Origin of the sequence: Streptomyces sp. UH6 (assembly GCF_013421635.1) — a bacterium.
Taxonomy (GTDB): domain Bacteria; phylum Actinomycetota; class Actinomycetes; order Streptomycetales; family Streptomycetaceae; genus Streptomyces; species Streptomyces abyssomicinicus.
Genome location: NZ_JACADT010000004.1, coordinates 15,464 through 36,165, shown reverse-complemented (window position 1 = coordinate 36,165; position 20,702 = coordinate 15,464). Strand labels below are relative to the sequence as shown.

Annotated in this window: 15 protein-coding genes and 2 pseudogenes; 10 read left to right on the top strand and 7 right to left on the bottom strand. The window is 69.3% G+C overall.

Features of this window, described 5'->3' with window-relative positions; all coding sequences use genetic code 11:
• The first annotated feature begins 4 nt into the window (after positions 1 to 4).
• From HW445_RS00935 to HW445_RS00925, 3 genes are all read left to right on the top strand, one after another.
• A complete protein-coding gene (locus tag HW445_RS00935) occupies positions 5 to 2,125 on the top strand; it encodes a Mu transposase C-terminal domain-containing protein (protein ID WP_180219102.1) in 2,121 nt (706 codons plus the stop codon).
• A gap of 116 nt (positions 2,126 to 2,241) precedes the next feature.
• On the top strand, positions 2,242 to 3,228 hold the full coding sequence (locus HW445_RS00930; protein WP_180219096.1) for an ATP-binding protein: 987 nt from the start codon (positions 2,242 to 2,244) through the stop codon (positions 3,226 to 3,228).
• A gap of 149 nt (positions 3,229 to 3,377) precedes the next feature.
• Complete coding sequence (locus HW445_RS00925) at positions 3,378 to 4,181, top strand: hypothetical protein (protein WP_308798036.1); 804 nt, start codon at positions 3,378 to 3,380, stop codon at positions 4,179 to 4,181.
• Between the two features lie 364 nt (positions 4,182 to 4,545).
• On the opposite strand, the gene HW445_RS00920 is transcribed toward HW445_RS00925, so the two are convergent.
• Positions 4,546 to 4,989 carry a translationally-controlled tumor protein gene (locus HW445_RS00920; protein WP_180219094.1) on the bottom strand — a complete coding sequence of 148 codons (444 nt, stop codon included), beginning with the start codon at positions 4,987 to 4,989 and terminating at the stop codon, positions 4,546 to 4,548.
• Positions 4,990 to 5,936: 947 nt separating this feature from the next.
• Here HW445_RS00920 and HW445_RS00915 point away from each other — a divergent pair.
• Positions 5,937 to 6,254, top strand: coding sequence for a hypothetical protein (locus HW445_RS00915; protein ID WP_180219093.1), 318 nt, complete (start codon positions 5,937 to 5,939; stop codon positions 6,252 to 6,254).
• A 788-nt stretch (positions 6,255 to 7,042) separates the two neighbouring features.
• Positions 7,043 to 7,927, top strand: a complete 885-nt coding sequence (locus HW445_RS00910; RefSeq protein WP_180219092.1) for a hypothetical protein — start codon at positions 7,043 to 7,045, stop codon at positions 7,925 to 7,927.
• 491 nt (positions 7,928 to 8,418) lie between these two features.
• On the opposite strand, the gene HW445_RS00905 is transcribed toward HW445_RS00910, so the two are convergent.
• The 3 genes from HW445_RS00905 to HW445_RS00895 are packed head-to-tail and all read right to left on the bottom strand — an operon-like array spanning position 8,419 to position 12,468.
• Positions 8,419 to 9,627 (bottom strand): amidohydrolase, encoded by a 1,209-nt coding sequence (locus HW445_RS00905; RefSeq protein ID WP_180219091.1) that lies wholly within the window; start codon positions 9,625 to 9,627, stop codon positions 8,419 to 8,421.
• Between the two features lie 29 nt (positions 9,628 to 9,656).
• Positions 9,657 to 11,108 (bottom strand): permease, encoded by a 1,452-nt coding sequence (locus tag HW445_RS00900; RefSeq protein WP_180219090.1) that lies wholly within the window; start codon positions 11,106 to 11,108, stop codon positions 9,657 to 9,659.
• 7 nt (positions 11,109 to 11,115) lie between these two features.
• Entirely contained in the window at positions 11,116 to 12,468 is a 1,353-nt protein-coding gene (locus HW445_RS00895; RefSeq protein WP_180219089.1) for a CapA family protein, read from the bottom strand.
• A 160-nt stretch (positions 12,469 to 12,628) separates the two neighbouring features.
• On the opposite strand from HW445_RS00895, the gene HW445_RS00890 reads away from it, so the two are divergent.
• From HW445_RS00890 to HW445_RS33065, 4 genes and pseudogenes are all read left to right on the top strand, one after another.
• Positions 12,629 to 13,648: an Lrp/AsnC family transcriptional regulator gene (locus HW445_RS00890; protein WP_180219088.1), complete on the top strand. Its 1,020-nt coding sequence runs from the start codon at positions 12,629 to 12,631 to the stop codon at positions 13,646 to 13,648.
• 687 nt (positions 13,649 to 14,335) lie between these two features.
• Positions 14,336 to 14,616 (top strand): annotated as a pseudogene (locus tag HW445_RS00885) (transposase); the annotation flags it as partial.
• A 247-nt stretch (positions 14,617 to 14,863) separates the two neighbouring features.
• Entirely contained in the window at positions 14,864 to 15,664 is an 801-nt protein-coding gene (locus HW445_RS00880) for a HEAT repeat domain-containing protein (protein WP_180219086.1), read from the top strand.
• A gap of 155 nt (positions 15,665 to 15,819) precedes the next feature.
• Complete coding sequence (locus tag HW445_RS33065; protein ID WP_308798031.1) at positions 15,820 to 16,593, top strand: GNAT family N-acetyltransferase; 774 nt, start codon at positions 15,820 to 15,822, stop codon at positions 16,591 to 16,593.
• 108 nt (positions 16,594 to 16,701) lie between these two features.
• Here HW445_RS33065 and HW445_RS00870 read toward each other — a convergent pair.
• Both HW445_RS00870 and HW445_RS00865 read right to left on the bottom strand, forming a co-directional pair.
• Positions 16,702 to 17,039 (bottom strand): annotated as a pseudogene (locus HW445_RS00870) (MerR family transcriptional regulator).
• Between the two features lie 183 nt (positions 17,040 to 17,222).
• Positions 17,223 to 17,882, bottom strand: a complete 660-nt coding sequence (locus HW445_RS00865) for a PaaX family transcriptional regulator C-terminal domain-containing protein (RefSeq protein WP_257230742.1) — start codon at positions 17,880 to 17,882, stop codon at positions 17,223 to 17,225.
• A 15-nt stretch (positions 17,883 to 17,897) separates the two neighbouring features.
• On the opposite strand from HW445_RS00865, the gene HW445_RS33060 reads away from it, so the two are divergent.
• The gene (locus tag HW445_RS33060; protein ID WP_257230741.1) at positions 17,898 to 18,113 is read left to right on the top strand and encodes a hypothetical protein; all 216 of its coding nucleotides are present in this window, start codon (positions 17,898 to 17,900) and stop codon (positions 18,111 to 18,113) included.
• 405 nt (positions 18,114 to 18,518) lie between these two features.
• Here HW445_RS33060 and HW445_RS00860 read toward each other — a convergent pair whose 3' ends face one another.
• The gene (locus HW445_RS00860) at positions 18,519 to 20,321 is read right to left on the bottom strand and encodes a carbohydrate binding domain-containing protein (protein ID WP_308798030.1); all 1,803 of its coding nucleotides are present in this window, start codon (positions 20,319 to 20,321) and stop codon (positions 18,519 to 18,521) included.
• Positions 20,322 to 20,702: the final 381 nt, after the last annotated feature.

The window sequence follows — 20,702 nt, the reverse complement described above, 5'->3', positions numbered from 1 at the left end:
GCCGGTGGTGGAGGTCGGCGCGCACGTCGCATACCGGGGACAGACCTGGCAGGTCGCCGCCTTGCAGGGCCAGCAGGTCTACCTGCTGCAGGAGGACGGCACCGAAACGAGACTGCTGGGGCGGTTGTTCGCCGATCCGGGCTTCGAAGTAGTGGGCGCACGGGCGCCGACCGCGGTGCCGCAGTGGGGACTGTTCGAGACCGTTCCTGTGGCGGCCCAGCAGCGGGCTCTGGCTTGGCTGCCCCATATCCGGGAGGTGGAGACCGGGTGGCCGCACCCTGAGGGTGGCCGTGACGGCCAGACGATGCGGCCGGAGTACGACCCCGAGCGCTGGACGCTGGCGCAGCGGGACGCGGCCAAGGCGAAGGAACTGGCGGCGCTCGGCTTCGCGCGCGTGAGGCGTACGACGGTGGAGCGGATGCGGCACACCTACCGCAAACAGGGCTTGTGGGGGCTGGTCGACAAGCGTGCGGTGCCGGCCCGCGGGCGTCATCCGACGGGGTATGCCGACGAGCGGGTCGTAGCCGCGGTGCTGGAGGCGCTGCGGCGCCAGCGGGGCCGGTCGAAGGGGACGGTGAAGGGACTGCAGGTACTGGTCGGGCAGATCCTGGAGGACACTCACGGGCGCGGGGTGGTGGAGATGCCGTCACGCTCGACGTTCTACCGGCTGGTGAGCGTGCTGGCCGACCCGGCCGATCGTCCGGGACGCCCGGCGCGTACCGCCACCGCACCCGCCCGCGCCTCGTCGGCGCCGGTGGTGCTGCGGCCCGGGGAGCAGGTGCAGATCGACACCACCCGCCTGGACATCATGGCCGTCCTCGAGGACGGCAGCCTGGGCCGGCCGGAGCTGACGATCGCCGTCGACGTCGCCACCCGCTCCATCCTGGCCGCCGTCCTGCGCCCGTACAGCACCAAGGCCGTCGACGCCGCACTGCTCCTGGCCGAGATGGCTGTTCCGCATCCTGCCCGCCCCACCTGGCCCTCAGCGCTGCATCTGTCGCGGGCCGAAGTGCCCTATGAGCGGATGCTGTCGCTGGACGAGCGCCTGGAAGGCGCGGCCTCGCGACCGGTGGTCGTGCCCGAGACGATCGTCGTCGACCGCGGCAAGATCTACCTCTCGCAGGGCTTCATCGCCGCCTGCGAGACACTCGGGGTCAGCGTCCAGCCCGCTCCACCGAGGCGGCCGCAGGCCAAGGCCGTGGTGGAGCGGACCTTCGGCTCGATCAACGACCTGTTCTGTCAGCACGTCGCCGGCCACACCGGCTCCAACCCCCAGCGCCGCGGCTCAGCGACGGCAGCCGAGGCACGGTGGACGATCCCGCAGCTGCAGGACTTCCTCGACGAATGGATCACCTGCGGCTGGCAGAACCGGCCCCACGACGGACTGCGCCACCCCGTCCTGCCCAAAACCGCCCTCACCCCGAACCAGATGTGGGCTGCGCTGATCACCATCAGCGGCTACGTGCCGGTGCCGCTGAGCGGGACCGACTACCTCGAACTGCTGCCGGTGCGGTGGCAGCCCATCACCGAACGCGGCATCCGCCTCGACTACCGCACCTACAACCACGACATCCTCGACCCCCACCGCGGCGAGCGCTCCCCCGTCGAGGCCAAGGACGGCAAGTGGGAGCTCCACCACAATCCCCACGACGCGCGCCAGATCTGGGTCCGTCTCACCGACGGACAGCTCCACGAAATCCCGTGGATCCACCGCGACCACGTCCACCAGCCCTTCAACGACCAGATCTGGCGTCATGTCCAGACCGAGGTCGAACAACGCGGAGACCGCGACCAGCACGAAGCCGACCTCGCCGACGCCCTCGACCAACTCCTGCGCCGCACCCGCAGCCCCGCCGGGACAGAACACGAAACCGGCCGCCGCGAAAAACGTCGTGGCCGTGGTACGGCCGTGCATCTGCCAGACCTGCCCGGGCAGCGGCGCCCGCTCGAAGCAGAGACCGCACCGGCCCCGGACCCTGACTGGAGCGAGAGCCTGGACGACCTCATCGGCCCCGACACGGCCACAGAGCCGGGCACTGGCGATCCGGAGGTGCCAGAGGCGCTGCCGGCTGAGGCAGGCGGATACGGACTGTGGGACGCCGAAGCCGAGGCCGAGCAATGGTGAACATCCCGCCGCGCACAGTCGAGGTACCGACCACCAGTTTCCCATCGGCGGCGAACCGGTCTCCCGGTCCCGCGGCAGGAGCCGGTGACGACTCCCCTGATGCGCAGCAGCGGTCGGTGACCGCCTGGGACGGTTTCCAGACCTTCGCCACCACACCCGTGGTAGCCCCTCCCCCACCCGGCGCGCCACCCCGCAGCCTCGAGGAACGCCTGGCCTACCACTCAAGGTTCGTCACTGTGCGCACCCCGGCCATCGACGCTCTCGCCAAGAACGTGCGCACCCTGATGATCCTCGGCCGCCACCAGACCGTCACCGCACGGCCGTCCCTCATCGTCACCGGCCCCGCAGGCGCCGGGAAAACCACCGCCCTGCTCCAGGTCGGACGCGCCTGCCACCTCGCCCACACCCGCCGCCACGGCCCCACAGCAACAGCCGGACAGGCCCCGGTCGCCTACGTCCTGGTCCCGCCCGCAGCCAGCGCCAAGACCCTCGCCACCGAATTCGCCCGCTACCTCGGCATCCCCGTCACCGCCGGCATGTCCCAGGCCCAGATCACCAACGCTGTTTGCCACACCTACACAGCCGCCCGGGTACAGCTGGTGATGATCGACGAGATCCACCGGCTCAACCCCCGCACCACCACCGGCGCCCAGAGCGCCGACCTGATCAAAGACCTCACCGAACGCATCGGCGCCACCTTCGTCTACGCCGGCATCGACGTCACCACCACACCCCTGTTCACCGGGGTACGCGGCGCGCAGCTCGCCGGACGCGCCTCCCTCATCGACTGCGCCGCCTTCCCCTCCCGCCTCGGCGACGAAGAGCCCTTCCGCGACCTCATCACCGCCATGGAAGGCGCGCTCGACCTGCGCCGCCATCGGCCTGGAACCCTCCCCAAGCTGGCCCCCTACCTGCATGAGCGCACCGCCGGCCGCATCGGCAGCCTCGCCCGCCTCATCCGCCAGGCCGCCATCACCGCCCTCACTGACGGCACCGAACGCATCACCAAAACCACACTCGACGCCATCCGCCTCGACCACCTCGCCGAACAGCACTACCGACCCCACACCCGGCCCCGAAGCCGCAGTACCAGCACCCCGTGACCCGGACAGACGTCACGGCCCGGGATACGGCCCCAGCCGCTCCCGCGCAGCGCGGAGTCCCCGCCACAGAGGCATGGCTGCAGATCCCGTCAGCCGCGCCGGGCGTGCTCCGCGTACGGCCACTGCCCTTTGAGGCGACCGCCTCCTGCGTGCAACGGCTCGCCACCGCCTACCGGCTGACGCTACCCCAGCTCCTCCACGGCGCTGGCATCACCCTCCACGGCCACGGCACCCTGCCACCAGCCGAACTCCACCTCAATCACAACGCGGCCCGGCACCTCGCCGTCCTGGCCCGCACCCCGCTCCCCCACCTGACGCGCGCCCCGCCCCACCTCCCCCACAACGACACCGCCCGCAGCACCGAGGCCGCCGCGCACTGGAAGCGACTCGAGGCCGAGCAGCAGCCCGTCCGCGCCTGCACCCTGTGCACCCGCCACCGCAGCCACGGCGCCACCGGTACCGCCTGGGTTCATCGGCCGGCGCACCGGCTGGTGTGCCCACGCCACCACCAAGCCGCCCCCGACCCCCGGCTCACCACCACCCTCCACACCCTGGCCGTGCCCGAACTCACCGACGCGCACCACGCACACCAGCGACTCCTACGACACCCCCGCGCCACCACCGCCTGGACCACAGCGCGCGCCATCACCACCCGCTGGTACGACCACCAGCAACACCTCACCCACCGCTGGCACACCCGCCTCACCAAACTGATCGCTGACAGCCCCCACCTGGCCACCACAAGCAGCGCCTCCCCCGCACTCCTCGCACGCGACCTGGTGACCTATCCCGAAACCGTTGCCCTCGCCCGCACACTCGCCGTGCTGCCGAACCAGCCACATCGCACCACCGACGACGCTCTCAGCCTCATCGCCCACCGACTCGAACTGCCCAGCCTGGCCAGCAACGCGAACGATCCCCTCCGGGCCTTCCTCACCCACACACGCCACTGACCAGCCACCCCCACTCCGAAGCCCCCACAGACCACAGCCACCCATAGACGCACCACCACACCTACGAGAAAGCCAAGATCAATCCCACATATCTACCGGACCGCAGGCCAATCCCCCGAACAACCAAACCGAACACGCCCCCAAGCCACGCCACCACGCCCGAACGCAACCACTCCGCCCCGGCCCGAATCCCACCCCCAAAGACGAAACACCAGCCCAAAGCAGCCCAGCCCCCTGAAGATCACTGACCCGTCACAGGTGGTCGTAGCTGCCGGGGACGGACAGTGTCGCTGTCCGCCCCTGTGGTCTGACCGTCAGGCAGTCATTGCGGATGGTGCAAGCCTCCGGGCTCTGGTACCGATTCCTAGACCTTTTGTTCTTTCAGTCCGTGCCTCCAGAAGGTGAAGTACGGTGTGCTGCCGTCTTCGCGGTAGGCCTTGAGGCCTACCAAACCGTCCGCTTTCTGGCTCATACCGGTGTAGAAGTCGTAGATCGTGAAGTCGGCGGCGATCTTCCTTGCGTACTCCGGGACGTACTTCTCGAACACGGCGACTTCGTCTCGGTCGGTACCCGACTCCGCAAGAAAGTTTCTCACCGCCGCCATGTAGTGCTTGAGGTGCCTCAGGTAGCCCCTCTTGTCAAACGTGATCGGCTCCAGCCCGTACCGGTGGACGACGCTGTCCGGCGAATCGTGTCCGTCCACGTCCGGTGGGCAGTCGACCTCGAAGACGACGCCGTCGATGACTCTCAGCGGGAACTCGTCGCTGAGCATGATGTCGTTACTGACGATGTCCCTGTAGGAGATCACGCTGTGTTCCTCTCGGTACTCGGGTCCGCGTTGCCAGCCCGGGGGTGCGAGCGCAACACTCTGCAACGCATGGTAATTGCAGCATGACGTGCTGTTGTCATCCCGGCTCGCCGCACGGGCCTCACGCGCTGAGGCGTCGGCCGACCTGGCCGCAGCGCGAGCGCGAGACAGCGCCTGGTGCGGATCCGCGGCGTGCATGCCGGGCAGGGGCGAGCACGGTCGTCGGCTCCTCGGCGGCGGGGTGTTGCAGTTCCCGGGGCCTGGCATCGTGCGTTTCGCACGCAGCATCGGCCCGGCCGTTACTTACAGCGCGGTCAAGTCGTCGGCTTCGGCGGGGGTCAGGATGGGCCGGTGCGCCGGCCCTGGCCGTCGTCGGCGGCGGCGAAGCGGGGTGAAGGATCCGACTGTAAGCGGTCCTGGTACGGCTGCACCGACTTTCGCACGGACCACCCCGCTGGTGAGGACGGCGCGCTCGTACTGGAGCGGATGCGGGGGATCTCCCACTCCCCCGCATCCTGGCCTGGGGCTGGGGTCCGGCCAGCTCGCCGGGACCGGCCGGGGGTTGCCCGTCCGGATCGGGACGGCGGGTGGGCGGCGGGCGGGGAGGTCGGACAGGGCGCTGTCGGACGCGCGGCGCTAGCAACTCAAGGACATCGACCCGTCCTGGTGTCCAGCCTGGCCGGTGGAATAGCAGCGCGCCTTCCACCTCGTGCGCCTGCACCTCGAAGCCGGCCACACGCTGCCCATGGCCCCGGGCGACGTCGTGCACCAGGGCGAGGACCTGCCCGGCCACGGCCTACTCGAAATCTCCCAAGGTGCTCATGTTCCGCACGGGTCTGCTCCTCGTCAACGGTCACCGTTACACGGACCTCATGGGCCGTGTGGGTGCCGTCGTTGCGCATCCGGTACACGCCAGGTGATATCCACTCTCCGTCCCAGTGCACGTCGTGTCCTTCGCCGCAGCCGCCGACACCCGCGTGCAGCTGTCCGGCGCGGAGACGATGCACGAGGTGAACGAGACGCTCCGAGCGATCAAGTGCCCCAGCCCTACCCCGTTCGCCGGTCGGCATCTTCATCGTGACGTTGCTGCCCAAGGCGTTCGGCTCACCACTGCCCCACAGACAGAGCGCGAGCAAAAGGGAGGGTGCAAAATGGAGCTTGCCCGTGGTTCGAGCATCGACGGTATCGGCTACTGGGCATTGGTCGCGCTGGGCATCGCCTTGATCTGCTTCATCATCGCTGCCATCGCGAAGAAGCGCCAGTGAACGAGGCGCACATGCATACCGCCGGAGCGACAGCTGCTGCACTGGCCGTCGGACTCCACTCGGTGGAGCGGAGCCGGGCGTCCTCGGTGCACGCCACCGCACCGAGTGCGCACCATCGCGTCAGTGGCCGGTCTCCCGGCCGCGGTGCGGTCCGGGTTGCTGTGGGGCTGTGCGCCTGCTGGTCACCCTCGCGCACCGGGTGGGGCGTCTCGGCATCGCTGCGGCGCGCGTGACGGTTCATCGTGGTGTGTGCCCGGTCGGCCTCCGTGGTGAAGGCCTCCCGCAGCGCCGTCATGTCGTTCGCCTCCCCGCGACCGGCCTTCGGCTCTGGTCGTCGTACTTGGGGTCGGCCGGCTCGGATGCGAGCAGCTGATCGGGCATCGCCGCCTGCTGGTGAGCGACGACGTCGTACGCCCGGCCCCGCACGCCGGTGCGGTGGTGCGCAGCTGCTCGCGGACCACCGCGCCGGTGAGGACGGCGCGCTCGCGCTGGAGCGGAATGCGGGGGACCTCTTGGGCCCCCGCTGACACGGCTGCACCTGCATGGGCTTCACGGCTTCTGAGCGAGGTCCGGAACGCGACGACGGCGGGTGCGAGGACGGCTGAGATTCGATCGTGAAATCGGTCGCGGTTCGAACTCCGCAAGTGGTGGAGCACCGTCTCGGCCAGGCTTTCGCCATCCGCGTTCACCCCTGGGCGGCGGGCGCCCTCGAACGGAGAATCAAGGTACTGAAAGTCATGGAATGATCACGCTTCGTCACGCGGGTGAGTTCGTCCAGAGAGAGATTCATGCGCATCACGAAGAAGGTCAGGGCCGTTGTCACCGCGCTCGCGGTCGCCGCGGGCACACTCGCCGCGTCGGCCGGTTCCGGGGTCGCGGCACCTCCGCCGCCGGGACGGCTCGCCGCCGTCGAGATCGTCAAGGAGGAGGCGAACGTCGGTGATTTCTGGGAACTGTCGGCCTACTGCCCCAAGGGGCGGGTCGCCATCGGCGGGGGCGCCGAGGCCAGCTTCGGCGACCCCCCGCACGGCCACGACCTGAACCTGATCAGCAGCCGCCCGATGGTGGAGGACGGCCAGGCGACGGGCTGGGTGGTGAGCGCCCACCACCTGTGGGACAACATCCCCCAGACCGTTACGGCCTACGCCATCTGTGCCGCCCCGCCGACGGGGTACCAGGTGCTCCAGAGCGACCCCGTGCAGGTGCCCCAGAAGGAGGTCGCCAAGCTGACGTGTCCGACCGGGAAGGTCGTCCTGGGCGGAGGCGGAACGGTCGCACATGGCGACTGGGCCAGCATCAGCAAGTCCTACCCCACCTCGGCCACCGGCTCGGGCGCGCCGAACCAGTGGGCCGTGGGCGGCTACGGCGACGGCACGACGACGGCAACGACGGCCTTCGCGATCTGCGCCGATCCGATCACCGACCTGACCGTCCGCCGCTACAACACGACCAAAACTGAATACGAGCCCTACGGGGGGCTGCTGAAGTGCCCGACCGGCACGTCCATCGTCGGCGGTGGTGCCTCGGCCAACGGGCCCGCGGCCAGCCTGTACGCGAGCCGACCGGCCAAGGCCGACGAGACCGGATCCCAGGACGGCTGGTGGGCCCAAGCCACCGATGACGCCTCGGACAGCAACATGGACCTGTACAACATGTGCGCCCAGACCGTCTAGCAGGGCGCTCATCGCCCCTCGCACCCGCACGGCAACATCGAAGGGCCCCGCGGCCTCGGCCGCATGGCCCTTCAACGTGTACAGCCGTCATATCAGCGACGCGCAGCGGGCGCGGATCAAGCCGCCTGGCCGACTGGGATGTACATCGTGTGGCCCAGCACCGCTGCGCGCACCACCGCTCCGGATGGGGGCGCACCGAGTCCAGCCGGCACGTGGACCCGCCCTGTCCGGCCGGAGCACAAGGCCGGGCAGGCGCGGTGATGTACGGGAGCAGCCGAGCGCCGCGGCCCGCTTGAGGATCGGAGAGACCTTGCGTGTCGCAGGAGCCGTACTCGAACAGGTCGGACGTGGGTGCCCGTACCGGAACTCGCCCCCGCCGAGCGTCGGCTTGCTGAAGTTGGGCGAGCCCGGTGTCGGTGAGGGTCTCGTCCTCTGCTGCAGCGGCTGGCCAGGCGGGTGCTGGAGTCGGCTTGGGAAGGCGAGCTCACTGATCATCTGGGGGTGGCAAGCCAGGCAAGGGCTGCGGTCTGGAGGGCTCGGATACCGATCCGGAGTGTCGGTTCCGGTACAGGGGCGTAGCGCGATGAATGGTTGGAGGGGAGGGCGGCGACCTTCCGCGCAATCTCGGCGGTGGTGCGGGCTCCGTCGAAAAGGGCGGGGTCGGCACCGCCTAGTACCCAGTACGCCAAGGGTGCCCCGGAGGCGGTTGCGAATCGGCCCAGATCCTCGCTGCCGGTTACCGCGCCGGGATCGACGATGACGAGCTCGCTCATCGCCGTGCGGAACGCGTCGTGGACGGTGGCGCAGGCGTTGGCGTCGTTGACCAGCGGCGGATAGGTCTCGTATACCTCGATCTCGGGTGCGTCGGCGGCGGTGGACGCCGCTTCGGCGGCAGCGATGCGCTCGATCGAGTTGAGTACGCGGGTACGTGATTCGTCGGTGAAGGTGCGGGCCGAGACGAGCAGTTCCGCCGTGTCGGGGATGACGTTCGCCGCGGTGCCGGCTCGCATAGCACCCACGGTCACGACGACAGCGTCGCCTGCGGCAGTCTCGCGCGACACGATGCTCTGCAGCTTGACGGTGGTGTGTGCGGCCATAAGGACGGGGTCGATCGTCGACTCGGGGCGTGAGCCGTGTCCACCACGGCCGTGCAGGGTGATCCGGACCTTGTCGTCGCCGGCGAAAGCAGGGCCCGAGTGGATGCCGAGCACCCCGACCGGAAGGGGTGCGACGTGCTGGCCGAGGATCACATCGGGCGTGCCGAATCGCTCGAACAGGCCGTCGTCGATCATGCCCTGGGCGCCGACTCCGATTTCCTCGGCGGGTTGGAAGACGAGCATCAAGGTGCCCTGCCAGGTCTCATCGGCGGCAAGCGCCGCAGCCGCGCCGAGCAGGCAGGTGACGTGCATGTCGTGTCCGCACGCGTGCATCACACCGTCTGTTTCGCTGGCGTACGGAAGCCCGGTCGCCTCCGTCACCGGGAGTGCATCCATGTCGGCTCGGAGCATGACGGTCGGGCCGTCGCCCCGGGTGAGAAGCGCGACAACGCCGGTGCCACCGACCTTGTCCGTCACGACATAGCCGGCAGCTGAGAGCTCGTCGCGGACGATGTTCGCCGTCTGGTGCTCCTGGCCGCCGAGTTCGGGGTGGCGGTGGAAGTGCTTGTAGAGATCGAGGAGGTGGTCGAAGGGTGTGGCCATGAGGTTTCCCGGGATGAGCAGTGGATGGGTCAGAGCGAGAACAGGAACACGAGTCCGAAGTACGCGATCGTCGAGGGCGCGAGCACGGACCATCCGGTGAGGAGGATGCTGCGCATGTTCGACGAACGGGCCAGGCCCATTGCTCCCATCATGTTCGGATTCGGCAGCGGGCCGTAGGTGTCGGCCTTCGAACCGAAGAGCAGTACGAGGATCCACATCGGTGTGGTCACGGCTGCGGTCTGGGCGAGGCTGCCGAAGACCTGGTCGATCAGCAGCACCTGCGCGGCGGTCGCGCCGGGGATGCCCACCCAGCCCAGTAGTGCAACGCTGATCGAGAACCCGAACGGCCCGAATTGCACGAGTCGTGGTCCGAAGGCGTCGATGATCACTTGGAAGGGCTGCAGGAGGTCGAAGAGCACGAAGACGAGGGAGAGCAGCAGGAAGGTTGCCATCATGCCTCGCAGTCGCCACATTCCGCGGGCGATCGTCCGGGCGGTGTCGCGACCGCTGAGCCCGCCCACGAGGGCGGTGACGACGGCGAAGACGGGCAGTGCGATGAGGGGGACGGTCAGTCCGGCGCCCGAGACGATGGAGGCAGTGATCGCCGTGGTGAGGAGGGCGAGGAAGACGATTGTCGCGATGTTCGCGCGGCGGGTCGGGGGTTCGACGGCGGCCGTCGGGTAGTCCTCCGCGCTGTAGTCGTCGGGGCCGCCGGAGGTCTTCCGTTGGATGCGAGGTACCGCGACGAGTCCGGTGACGAGCGAGATCGCGACCAGGGGGAGGGCGCCGATGAGGAGGTAGTCGAGGTAGCCGACGCCGGTGGAGGTCATGATGGCGATGTTGGCGCCGGCAAACGGTGCGAGCGCGAGGCCGGCGCCGCCGCCGAGGAACATCATCGCGGCTGTGGCGCTGCGGGTGTATCCGAGGCTCGCCGCGATGGGGATCACCAGGGGAGCTGCGATCGCGAGCGAGCCGGTGAAGGAGCCGAGGGATGCCACGACCAGTGAGCAGGCGAGCATGATCGCGAAGATCGAGCGGCGGGGCCGCGCCGCGTCGGTGAGCCGCATGATCTGGGAGACGATCACGCGGGCGACGTCCGTGCGGGTGAGTACCTCTCCGACCGCGCCGCCGAACAGGGTGACGACGCCGAGGAGTGTGACCGGGTTCGCGACCGCGGAGATCGCGATATCGCCCCATTGCGCCGGCGCCGGCATGAGCACCAGGGCGGTGGCGGTTGCCGTCACCACGACAGCCAGCAGGATGTTCGTGCCGAGCAGCGTCAGCGCCAAGAACACCAGCATCGGCATCAGGCCCCACAGAGTGGGCGGTTCGGTGAGGATGCCGGTCACGGCGCCTGCGGCGATTCCGACGATCGAGATCGTCCAGATCGCGGCGCGCTTGGCCGTCGCCCTGTCGTTCGCCGTGCCGGCAGTCGGTGCGGTCGCCGTCTCGACCTTCCGGGTATCGGGCATGGAGATCACGTCCTGCTCAGGCGAGGTCGGTGGCGGTCGCGCGAAGACGGCCTCCGGAGAAGTGGATGTCGGTCCCGAAGCCCTCCGAGAGCGCGTGGAGACGTTCGGCGATCCGTGCCGCGACATCGTCGGCAGCAACGTGCGGCACTCCACGGCTGATGCCTTGCTGGTCCGTGCCGAGGTCGAGCGGAAGCAGTTCGAGATCGACGAGACGGCCGTCGGTGAACCGTGGAAGGGCGAGGACGGACTCGTACATCTCCGCACCGCCGAACGCGCCGCGGTTGCGGGCGGTCATCATCTCGGCGGGGGTGACATCGGCGTGTGGGTCGACCGCGCACGAGTCGTAGGTCTCGCGTGGCACCGCCTCGAGCGTGTTGCTCATCATCGCGAAGTTGCCCAGGGAGTAGAAGATCGGGGCGTCCCGGTAGATCTCGATGCCGCGCAGCTGATGAGGGCCGTGGCACACGACGACGTTCGCGCCCGCGTCGATCGCGTCCCGGGCGAACGCGGGAACAAAGCCCGCCGGGTCGAGGCTGTCGTTGGACGGCTCGTGGGTGTGTAGTGAGAAGATCACGAAGTTCGCGTTCTGGTGCGCCTGGCGGACCGAGCGCAGCACCTCGGTACGCGCCGAGGGATCGACCCGCCAGTCGAGGCCGAGGCCGCCGGGTGGCAGGGACGGGTCCTTGCGGAACGGTGTGCGAAGCAGCATCACCGTTTCGCCAAGATCCCGGTTCCAATGGCTGCGCATCGATCCGGCGATGCTGCGCAGCGCCGCGAATGCCTCTTCGCCGACACGTGGGACCGGCGTCACCGGCAGCGCGCTCACGCCCGGACGGCCGGGGACCGACCCGAGCGGGTCGGCGGCGGGTGCCATCGATGTGAAGGTCGACGTGGCCGCGACGAGTGCGACCCGGCCGTTCGGCAGTTCGAGATAGCGCGGCGCCCGCGCCGCTCTCATCGTCCGCCCCGCCCCCGCGTGCCCGAGCCCCGCCCGGTCCAGCGACTCGATCGTGCTTGTCAGGCCCTCGGCGCCCCAGTCGCTCGAATGGTTGTTGGCCAGGCTCACCAGGTCGAACCCGAGGGTGCGCAGATCGTCGGCGATCGAGGGTGTCGCGTGCAGCCACGTACCGCCGGACTCCGCCTGCGGTGCGCCGGTGAACGTCTCGAGGTCGAGGAGGGTGGTCTCCAGATTGCCGAAGGCGAGGTCGGCAGCAGCCAGGGCTGCCACGAGTTCGGGGGCACGCCGCACGATTGTTGGCGAGGCTTCACGCAGGTAGATGAGGTCGCCCACCAGCGCAAGCGTGAACGCACCCTCGAGCGGTTCATGCGCAACGGGACGCACGACCACGTCGCCAACTTCAAGTTCCATCGAGACAGCGCTCCGTTCTGCGTTCCACAAGCGTGTCGATATCGACGTGCTGCGGGATCTGCCATGAATGTCGCTCATGGACGCAGAGAGCGCTAGCCTCCGACTAGGCATCTGCACGATAATGATGGAATGACCCTCTGCCGTACAGGAAACGACGCGCATGGATGACTTGGATCTCATGCTCGTCAACGCGCTGCAGATCAACCCGCGCATCAGCTGGGCGGACCTCAGCGGCGCGCTTCACGTGGACGCCACCACCCTCTCGCGACGGTGGGACCGCTTGATTCAGGGCCGGCTGGCATGGACCCGATGGGTGTACACGCCGCACTTCGCCCGCGACGAGCAGCCGCACGTCGACGCGATCGCCGAGGTCCGCTGCGAGCCGGGAACACGTGAGGAAGTCATCCGTGCCCTCGTCGCGAACCCTCTCGTGTCGGGTGTCCACTGCACGTCGGGCGACCGTGATCTGTTCGCCACCGTACACAGCGACTCGATCGGTGACCTTGACGCGGCGATACAACAGGTCATCGCCTCAGCGCGCGGTGTAACAGCCATCACGACCACGTACATCCGCACCCTTTTCCAGGAGGGTTCGAGCTGGCGGCTGCCGGCCCTTGGCCCAGGCCAGCTCTCGGCCGTGGATTCCACCCTGCCTCGCCTTCTCGCTCCTTCAGCTCCCACGCAACTGCACCTGGCACTGATCGACAGCCTGGCGTGGGACGTTCGCAGGCCCGTTGCCGATGTCGCACGAGAGGTCGGCGCATCCCGATCACGGGTCGCGCGCGCCTTGCAGGAGCTGCTGGTCGCCGACTGGGCTCGTGCCCGCGTGGACATCGCTTTCCGCGCGGCAGGGTGGAAGGCCAGCGCGCTGATGTGGATGCGTGTACCCCCTGGACAGTTGCAACGCGTCGCGGCAGCCATACGGACCCTGCCCTACGTCAGAATGTGTGCCAGTGTCAGCGGCCGGTCCAACCTCGTCGTCACTCTCCTGCTGCACGAGGTCCGAGGACTCGACGACCTGGAGCCCCGCATCGTGAACACGTTCCCAGGGGTCACCATCGAAGACACCTGGGTCGTGCCCCGCGTGGCGAAGCTCTTCGGAGTCGCCGTCGATCCGGACGGGCGCGTCTCCCCGGACGACGCCCACGTATTCCTGAAGTTCGCCCGCTCGACGATCTGAGCCGCTTCGGGACATGCCATCGCTCCGGCAGGACCGCGTCCACGGCGGGGGACGGCGGAACGGACGAGGGGACGAACCTTCGCCGCGTTCACGCCGAGTGCCATCGCCCGCACCACGCTGTCGCCAATGGCATCCGGGCCAGGCAGCAGAAGCCGGTCAGCCTGGCTTCAGAGCATGCTTGAGCGGTGTGTGCCGAGAGGCGCACGCACGATACTGAGGGGGCCGGGGCGTAGCAAGACGCTCCGGCGACCCGACTCAGCACCGTCCTGTTTTGCGTGGCGTGCACTCTCCGGCGCCGACCCGGCCGACGGCTGCAACCCGAGGAACGAGGTCCTCCTGGCCGAGGCCGTCACCATGCCCACCGTCGGTGCCCTGGTGCGCGGCACGCCGGGAGGCCTACGCCAACAACCTCGTCAGGACGCCAGCCTCGTCGCCGTCACCGCACGCTCGAACAGGAGCAAAGCGGACCAGGACCCGTCCCAGTGGCTGCCGCCGGCCACCGGAGCGGTGTGCCGGTGCGTCGCCAAGTGGACCGCCACCGAACTCCGCTGGAACCTCACCGTCGACCAAGCCGAGCAGGACAAACTCCAGGGAACTGGCGGCCGGTTGCACGACCATCAGCGTCACCTACTCACCGGTCTAAGAGGTCCTAACAGAAGTCGGCTGATGGTGTAACTGTCGGCTCAGATGCTCGTTGGTCCGTTCGGGGGGAAGAGGAACTCTCGTCCGTGGATCGTGTCGGACGAACTGTGGTCGCTGATCGAGCCGTTGTTGCCGGAGCCGGGTCCGAAGCTGGTCGCGGGGCAGCCGAGGGTTCCTGACCGGCAGGCTCTGTGCGGGATCCTGTTCGTCCTGCACACCGGTATCCAGTGGGAGTACCTGCCTCAGGAGTTCGGCTTCCGCTCCGGCATGCCGTGCTGGCGGCGACTCGCGGCCTGAACGAGGCTGGCGTATGGGACCGCCTCCACCTGAAGTGAAGCCGAGCATGGCCTGCATCATCGCCAGTGTGACCAGTTCGGCGTCGGTGAGCCGCGGGGTGATCCCCACGGCCGGCCGCCATGGCGCGAGATGCGCAGACGCCTTCGGCAGGTCGTCGGTCTTCACATGGAGTGCGGTCGCGAGGGTGTCCCGCTTTTGTCTTCACACACTGACGTTGGACGCCCTCGGCCCACGCGCAACCGATGCCGTGGAATCGGTCACCTAACATCCCGTGTCATGGCGATGTTCGTGCACTTGACCTCAGCGGCGAACGCGCCGCGCATCCGGCGGTCCGGGATTCGGGCGGCCAGCCACGGACAGGGCAGCGCGCGGGGGGTCTACTGCTTCCCAGTCCTGCCGTCATACACCCTCACCCACCAATGGCTGCGCGAGCTGGCCCGTTTCGGCAGCCGGGGCGGGCTTGTGGCGGTCCACGTGCGACTCGACGACGCCCAGGACGTGCTGGTCGGACGCTATACCGACCGGGCGCGGGATGCCCAGGCCACCGTTTCTGCGTCAGAGGCAGTGCGGCAGATCGCGGCACTGGAGGACCCGCGCGGGTGGGAGGTGTTCGTCCCCCGCGCGATCCGGCCGCGTGAAGTGCACCGGGTCCGCACCGCGCCGCAGGTGGCGGGCTGGCGGTACCTGCCGGACGCGCACGGTGTGCGCCCCTGCACCTGTTTCGGGTGCCGCGTGCGCGGCGGGTACGGGACGCGGCGCCTGCGCGAGCGGTTGCCGCATCCGCTGGATGGTCCGCCGCCCCCCGTCAGGGCGCTGCTCGCTCGGGTCGCAGCCGGTGACCCCGGGGACCCAGTCGCGCTGCGGGAGGCACTGCACTGGTTCGGAATGCGTCGGCGGGGCCCGCTCGCCCAGTTGAGCCGCCTCTCCACCCACCCTGACCCCGGGGTGCGGGAGGAGTTGGTGTGGGCGGTCGCCCGTTGGTCCACCCCAGGGGTCACCGAACTGCTGGACGGCCTCGCCGACGACCCGCACGCAAACGTCCGGGAGGCAGTGGAAGCGGCCCGCGATCCGCAATGACCACCGACCCCCTTGGAATAGATCATCTAGGCCGGGGATGCTGGATTGGTGGACCTTGGCGCGGTCCCTCCAACGCCTTCTCCACTGCGCGCGTGATCCATGACCTTCCTGCGGGACTGACGGCCCGACACCCTGATGCCGCCGATCACCCGCGGGTGCTGGCCGTGCTGGACAGGTGGTGGGGCGGACTCAAGGGCGAGGCAGGAGTGATCGAGCGCGCGCTGCTGCTTCCCCGCCTGTACTTTCAGCACTTCACCACCACCAGCTTTCTCGTCGAGCGCTCCGACGGGGAGCTCAGCGCGTTCCTCGTCGGCTTCATGTCACAGTCCGAGCCGGAGATCGCCTACGTGCATTTCGTCGGCGTCGACCCGGCGCTGCACGGGCAGGGACTCGGGCGCGCCCTCTACCGTGCCTTCTTCGCGCTCGTGCGGGCCCACGGCCGCCGGTATGTGCACTGCATCACCAGCCCGGAGAACACCGCCTCTCAGGCATTCCACACCCGGCTCGGGTTCACGGCCGCACCTACCCAGCCGGACTACGACGGCCCCGGACTCGACCGTGTGGCCTTCACCGTCGACCTGGGCCGGTACCCGACCCGCCCGGCGCATCGGCTCCGGGTGCTGGACGGGGTCCTGGCCCTCGAACACCACCCCGAGCTGCACGAACCGCCTGACGACGACTGGCTTGCCCTGGTGCGAGCGCCGGAAGGCCTGACGGTGATCCGTTCCGCGGATAGCTCGCCATCGTCGACCGATCACTGGATCGCCCTGTATGACGCCGATCCGAACCACGGACTCGACGAGCCGGGCTTGCTGGCCGCCGTTCTCACGCCGTTGGCCCGCGCCGGAATTCCGGTGTTCAGCGCCTCGACCTACCACGCAGACCTGGTACTTGTTCCCGCACAGCGCCGGGACCAGGCGCTCAGCTGACTCGGGTGCCTGCTCTGCGATCGATGAGCTCGGCGGGCCCGGAAAGCGGCGCGGTCGTCGGACCATTGCTTGGACATGCCGGCCGTTGCAGCGGCGTCTGTCGCGGTGTCAGGCCGCGGTCGTCGGACTCGCCGATGGGGCGACGCGGCGGTATTCGGCGTTGATGCGCTGGGCCTCTTCCAGTTGGTCCTGGCGGATGACGATGCGGCACGCGACCTCGATGGGGTGCCCTGGTCGACGAGTTTCCGGGCGGGGGCGGCGATGCGTAGCTGGTAGCGGGAGTGCCGGCGGTGACCGCCCTCGGAACGCAGCGGGGTGATGCGGCGGGCCTCGCCAGGGCGCGGAGAAGGCCGGGGGTGGTGCCGAGCATGTCGGCGGCCCGGCCCATCGTGTAGGCGGGGTAGGGGTCGTCGTCGAGACGGCCGGACGAATCCGTCTGCTGTCATCGGCACCTCTGTGTGGAACGCGTGGAGGGGCCTTGGTGCCGTACGGCACCAAGGCCCCGAAGCAACTGCCGCACCATCTGCCGGAGCGGCACTGGGTTCGGGCATCGGTGGCCCACTGGTCGAGGGGGTGGTCCCTGTCCGCGCGCAGGCCGATGCGGTGCCGGTGCGCTCTCTGGTGCCTCTTCAATGCGCGGCCGGTTCAGTTGTTTCTCGGGTGATGTCGGCGTAGAGGCGGAAGAGGGCCGGGTGGGCCTTGCCGTGGCCGCGTTCGGACAGGGCTGCCCAGGACCGGGCGAGGAGCTTTCGGGCCTGGGCGCCGGGCCAGGGGTGCGGCACGAGCTGGGGCGGCAGCAGTGGGTCGGGGTCCATGGCGCGGGTGAGTACGGCGGCCAGCTCGACGGCGATGGTGAGAAGTGCGGCCGGGGAGAGTTCGACAGGGCCGGTGAGCTGGGCGAGGCGGGGTCGGGTGATGCGGCTGAGGCGGTGGTAGCGGTCGGCGATCTCCTGCAGGGGCCACAGACTGCGGGCGAGTTCGGCAGGCTCTCGGGTGTCGCCCTTGCGCAGGTCTGTCGTGGTGAGGAGGGTGAGCGCGTCGTGGGCGCCGAGGCGGTGGGCTGCTTCTTCGACGTACGGTTCCCAGGTGTTGGCGCAGACGTACAGTCCGCCCTGGAGCGGGGCGCCACCGAGGCGGACGAGTGTCTCGCGCAGGGCGTCCCGGGAACCGCGCGCCGATTCGGGCACCGCAAAGGCGGCCAGGTGCCAGACACCGTCCCAGGGCGCGAGCCCGGCGTCCTGTTGGAAGGCGTGCCGCAGGAAGTCCGCGTTGGGGGCGAGGGCACGCATGGTGTCCGTAGTGGCGTGCAGTTCCGCCTTGCGGCTTCGGCCTTCGTGGGTGAATCGACCTTCGCCCACCAGGCGTTTGACGCACAGCCGGACCTGACGGATTTCTCGACGATCAAAGACAGTTTCTGGAGGAACTCGACCGAGGCAGTCACGCCACTTCATGACGTTCCCGCGCGCCCGGCCATCGCGCACGGCCATCGCGCACGGCGCACGCCCACCGCCAGCACCTGAGCGCAGCAGGGCGGTTGTGGCCGGGCAGTCGGGGGCGCTGGTGGCCTTACATTCTGCTGCCCGGCCTGGGCAGAGCGTGTGGGCGGGGTCCGGGGCGGCGTCAGCTGGGGTTGTGGTGTTTCGGTGGGCGCGGTTCTTTTCTGCGGCGGGTGCCAGAGGACGCGGATCGGGCCGTGATCAGCCAGGGGGCTTCTTGGCGCACACTCCCCCGGTCCGTGGGCCGAACACGGACCACGGAGGTCAAGCCTGGCGTGTTTCTGCGCAGCCGATCGGTTGGATGCGAAAGCGCTCGAGACCCGCCTTTGCGCGCGCAGGCTGCAGCCGTGTTCGGTGATCACGGCGGAGTCGGCCGGGCCGGACATCCGCGAGGTGACGGGCCGAGTCGTCACCTCGCGGGGTGGGCCGTCAGTTCCAGGTGTAGGCGTCGAAGTTCCGGCTGAACTCCCAGTTGTTGAAGCGGTCCCAGTTGATCGACCAGGTCATCAGGCCGCGCAGGGACGACCAGGTGCCGTGGGTCTGGTAGGTGCCGCAGTTCTGTTTCTTGGTGAGGCAGTCCAGGGCCTTGTTCACTTCGGCGGGGCTGGTGTGGCCGTTGCCCGCCTGGGTGGAGGCGGGGAGGCCGATGGCCACCTGGTCGGGGCGCAGGCCGGGGAAGAAGCGCTCGGTGTTGCCGGCGACCGGGAAGCCGGTGAGCAGCATGTCGGTCATGGCGATGTGGAAGTCGGCGCCGCCCATCGAGTGGTACTGGTTGTCGAGGCCCATGATGGGGCCGGAGTTGTAGTCCTGGACGTGGAGCAGGGTGAGGTCGTCGCGCAGGGCGTGGATGACGGGCAGGTAGGCGCCGGCGCGCGGGTCCTGGCCGCCCCAGGGGCCGGAGCCGTAGTACTGGTAGCCGAGTTGGACGAAGAAGGTCTCCGGGGCCATCGTCAGGACGAACTTCGCGCCGTACTTCGCCTTGAGGGCCTTGACCGCCTGGATGAGGTGGACGACGACGGGGCTGGTGGGGTTGCGGAAGTCGGTGTCGCCGGTCTGGAGGGAGAGCGAGTGGCCCTCGAAGTCGATGTCGAGGCCGTCGAGCCCGTACTCGTCGATGATCTTCGAGACGGAGGAGATGAAGGTGTCGCGGGCGGCGGGGGTGGTGAGCTGGACCTGTCCGTTCTGGCCGCCGATGGAGATGAGGACCTTCTTGCCGGCGGCCTGCTTGGCCTTGATGGCGGCCTTGAAGTCGGCGGGTGCTTCGACGCCGGGGCACTCGGCGGCGGGGCAGAGGCTGAAGCGGATGTCGCCGGAGGTCACCGAGGTGGGTTCGCCGAAGGCGAGGTTGATGACGTCCCAGGAGTCGGGTACGTCGGCCATGCGGGTGTAGCCGGAGCCGTTGGCGAAGCTGGCGTGGAGGTAGCCGACGAGGGCGCGGGCGGGCAGGTCGCCGCCTCCCCCGCCGTTTGCGGTGGCCGTGGTGGCGGTGACGGCCACGGATTTCGCGGATTCGCCCGCGCTGTTGGCCGCCGAGACCTGGAAGGAGTACGCGGTACTGGGGCTGAGACCGGTGGCGGTGTACTGGGTGCCGGTCGTGGTGCCGAGCAGGCTCCCGCTCCGGTAGATGTTGTAGGAGGTGGCTCCGGTGACGGCGGGCCAGCTGAGGGGCACCGAGGTGGCGGTCGGGGTGCCGGCGGTGAGGCCCGTCGGGGCGGCGGGGGTCTGGACCGGGTCGCCGCCGGGACCGAGGAGGGAGAGGTCGTCGGCCTGGTAGGCGGGGGTGCCGTACCAGCCGTGGGTGTAGAGCGTGACGGAGGTGGTGTTCGCGCCGGTGGTGAAGGTCTTGGTGAGCTTGTGCCAGTCGGGGGCGGACTGGGTCCAGGCGTATCCGTCGGTGGTGCCGGTGCCGGTGACGCCGAGGTAGACGTAGCTGCCGCGGACCCAGCCGCTCAGTGTGTAGGTGGAGTTCGGTTTCACGGTGACGGTCTGGGAGCACTTGGCGTTGTCGTTGCCGGCCGGCGTGGCCTGCAGTGCCTTGGTGCCGCTGCGTACGGGGGTGGTGACGGCGGTGGCGCTGCCCGCCGTGCAGTTCCAGCCGTCCAGGCCGGCCTCGAAGCCGCCGTTGCGGGCGAGTTCGGAGTCGGCGGCCTGGGCGGCGGGGGTGAGCGTGGCGAGCCCGCCGGCGGTGAGCGCGCCCACCAGCAGCAGGGTGAGGGGTCTGGTGCGGTCCACGACTGCCTCCGAAGGTGGGGATCGGGGTGGAGCGCGCCACAGCATGGTCCAGACCAATCGAGTGGTCAAGACCTCTGACGGGGCTGGGCGAGCGGACTGGCGGCCACATCTCGTCTTCGTGCACGTCCGCGGCGACGGCAGCGACGAAGTCGGCGACGGCGACGAGTTCGGCGGCGGCGACGGCGCCTGGTCAACGGTCGCCATGGGAGGGCACCGCAGGCGGTGCCACCACGCGTCAGCCGGTGCCCGTTGCCGGTCGGTCTTCTCGGGGACGGTGTGCGCGAAGCCGCGGGCGGCATGCGGGGGGGGGCGGGCAGGACGGGGTGGCCGATGTGGTGGTGCTCGACGTCGGCGCCCCGCGCGCCGCTCCACGCAGCCGCC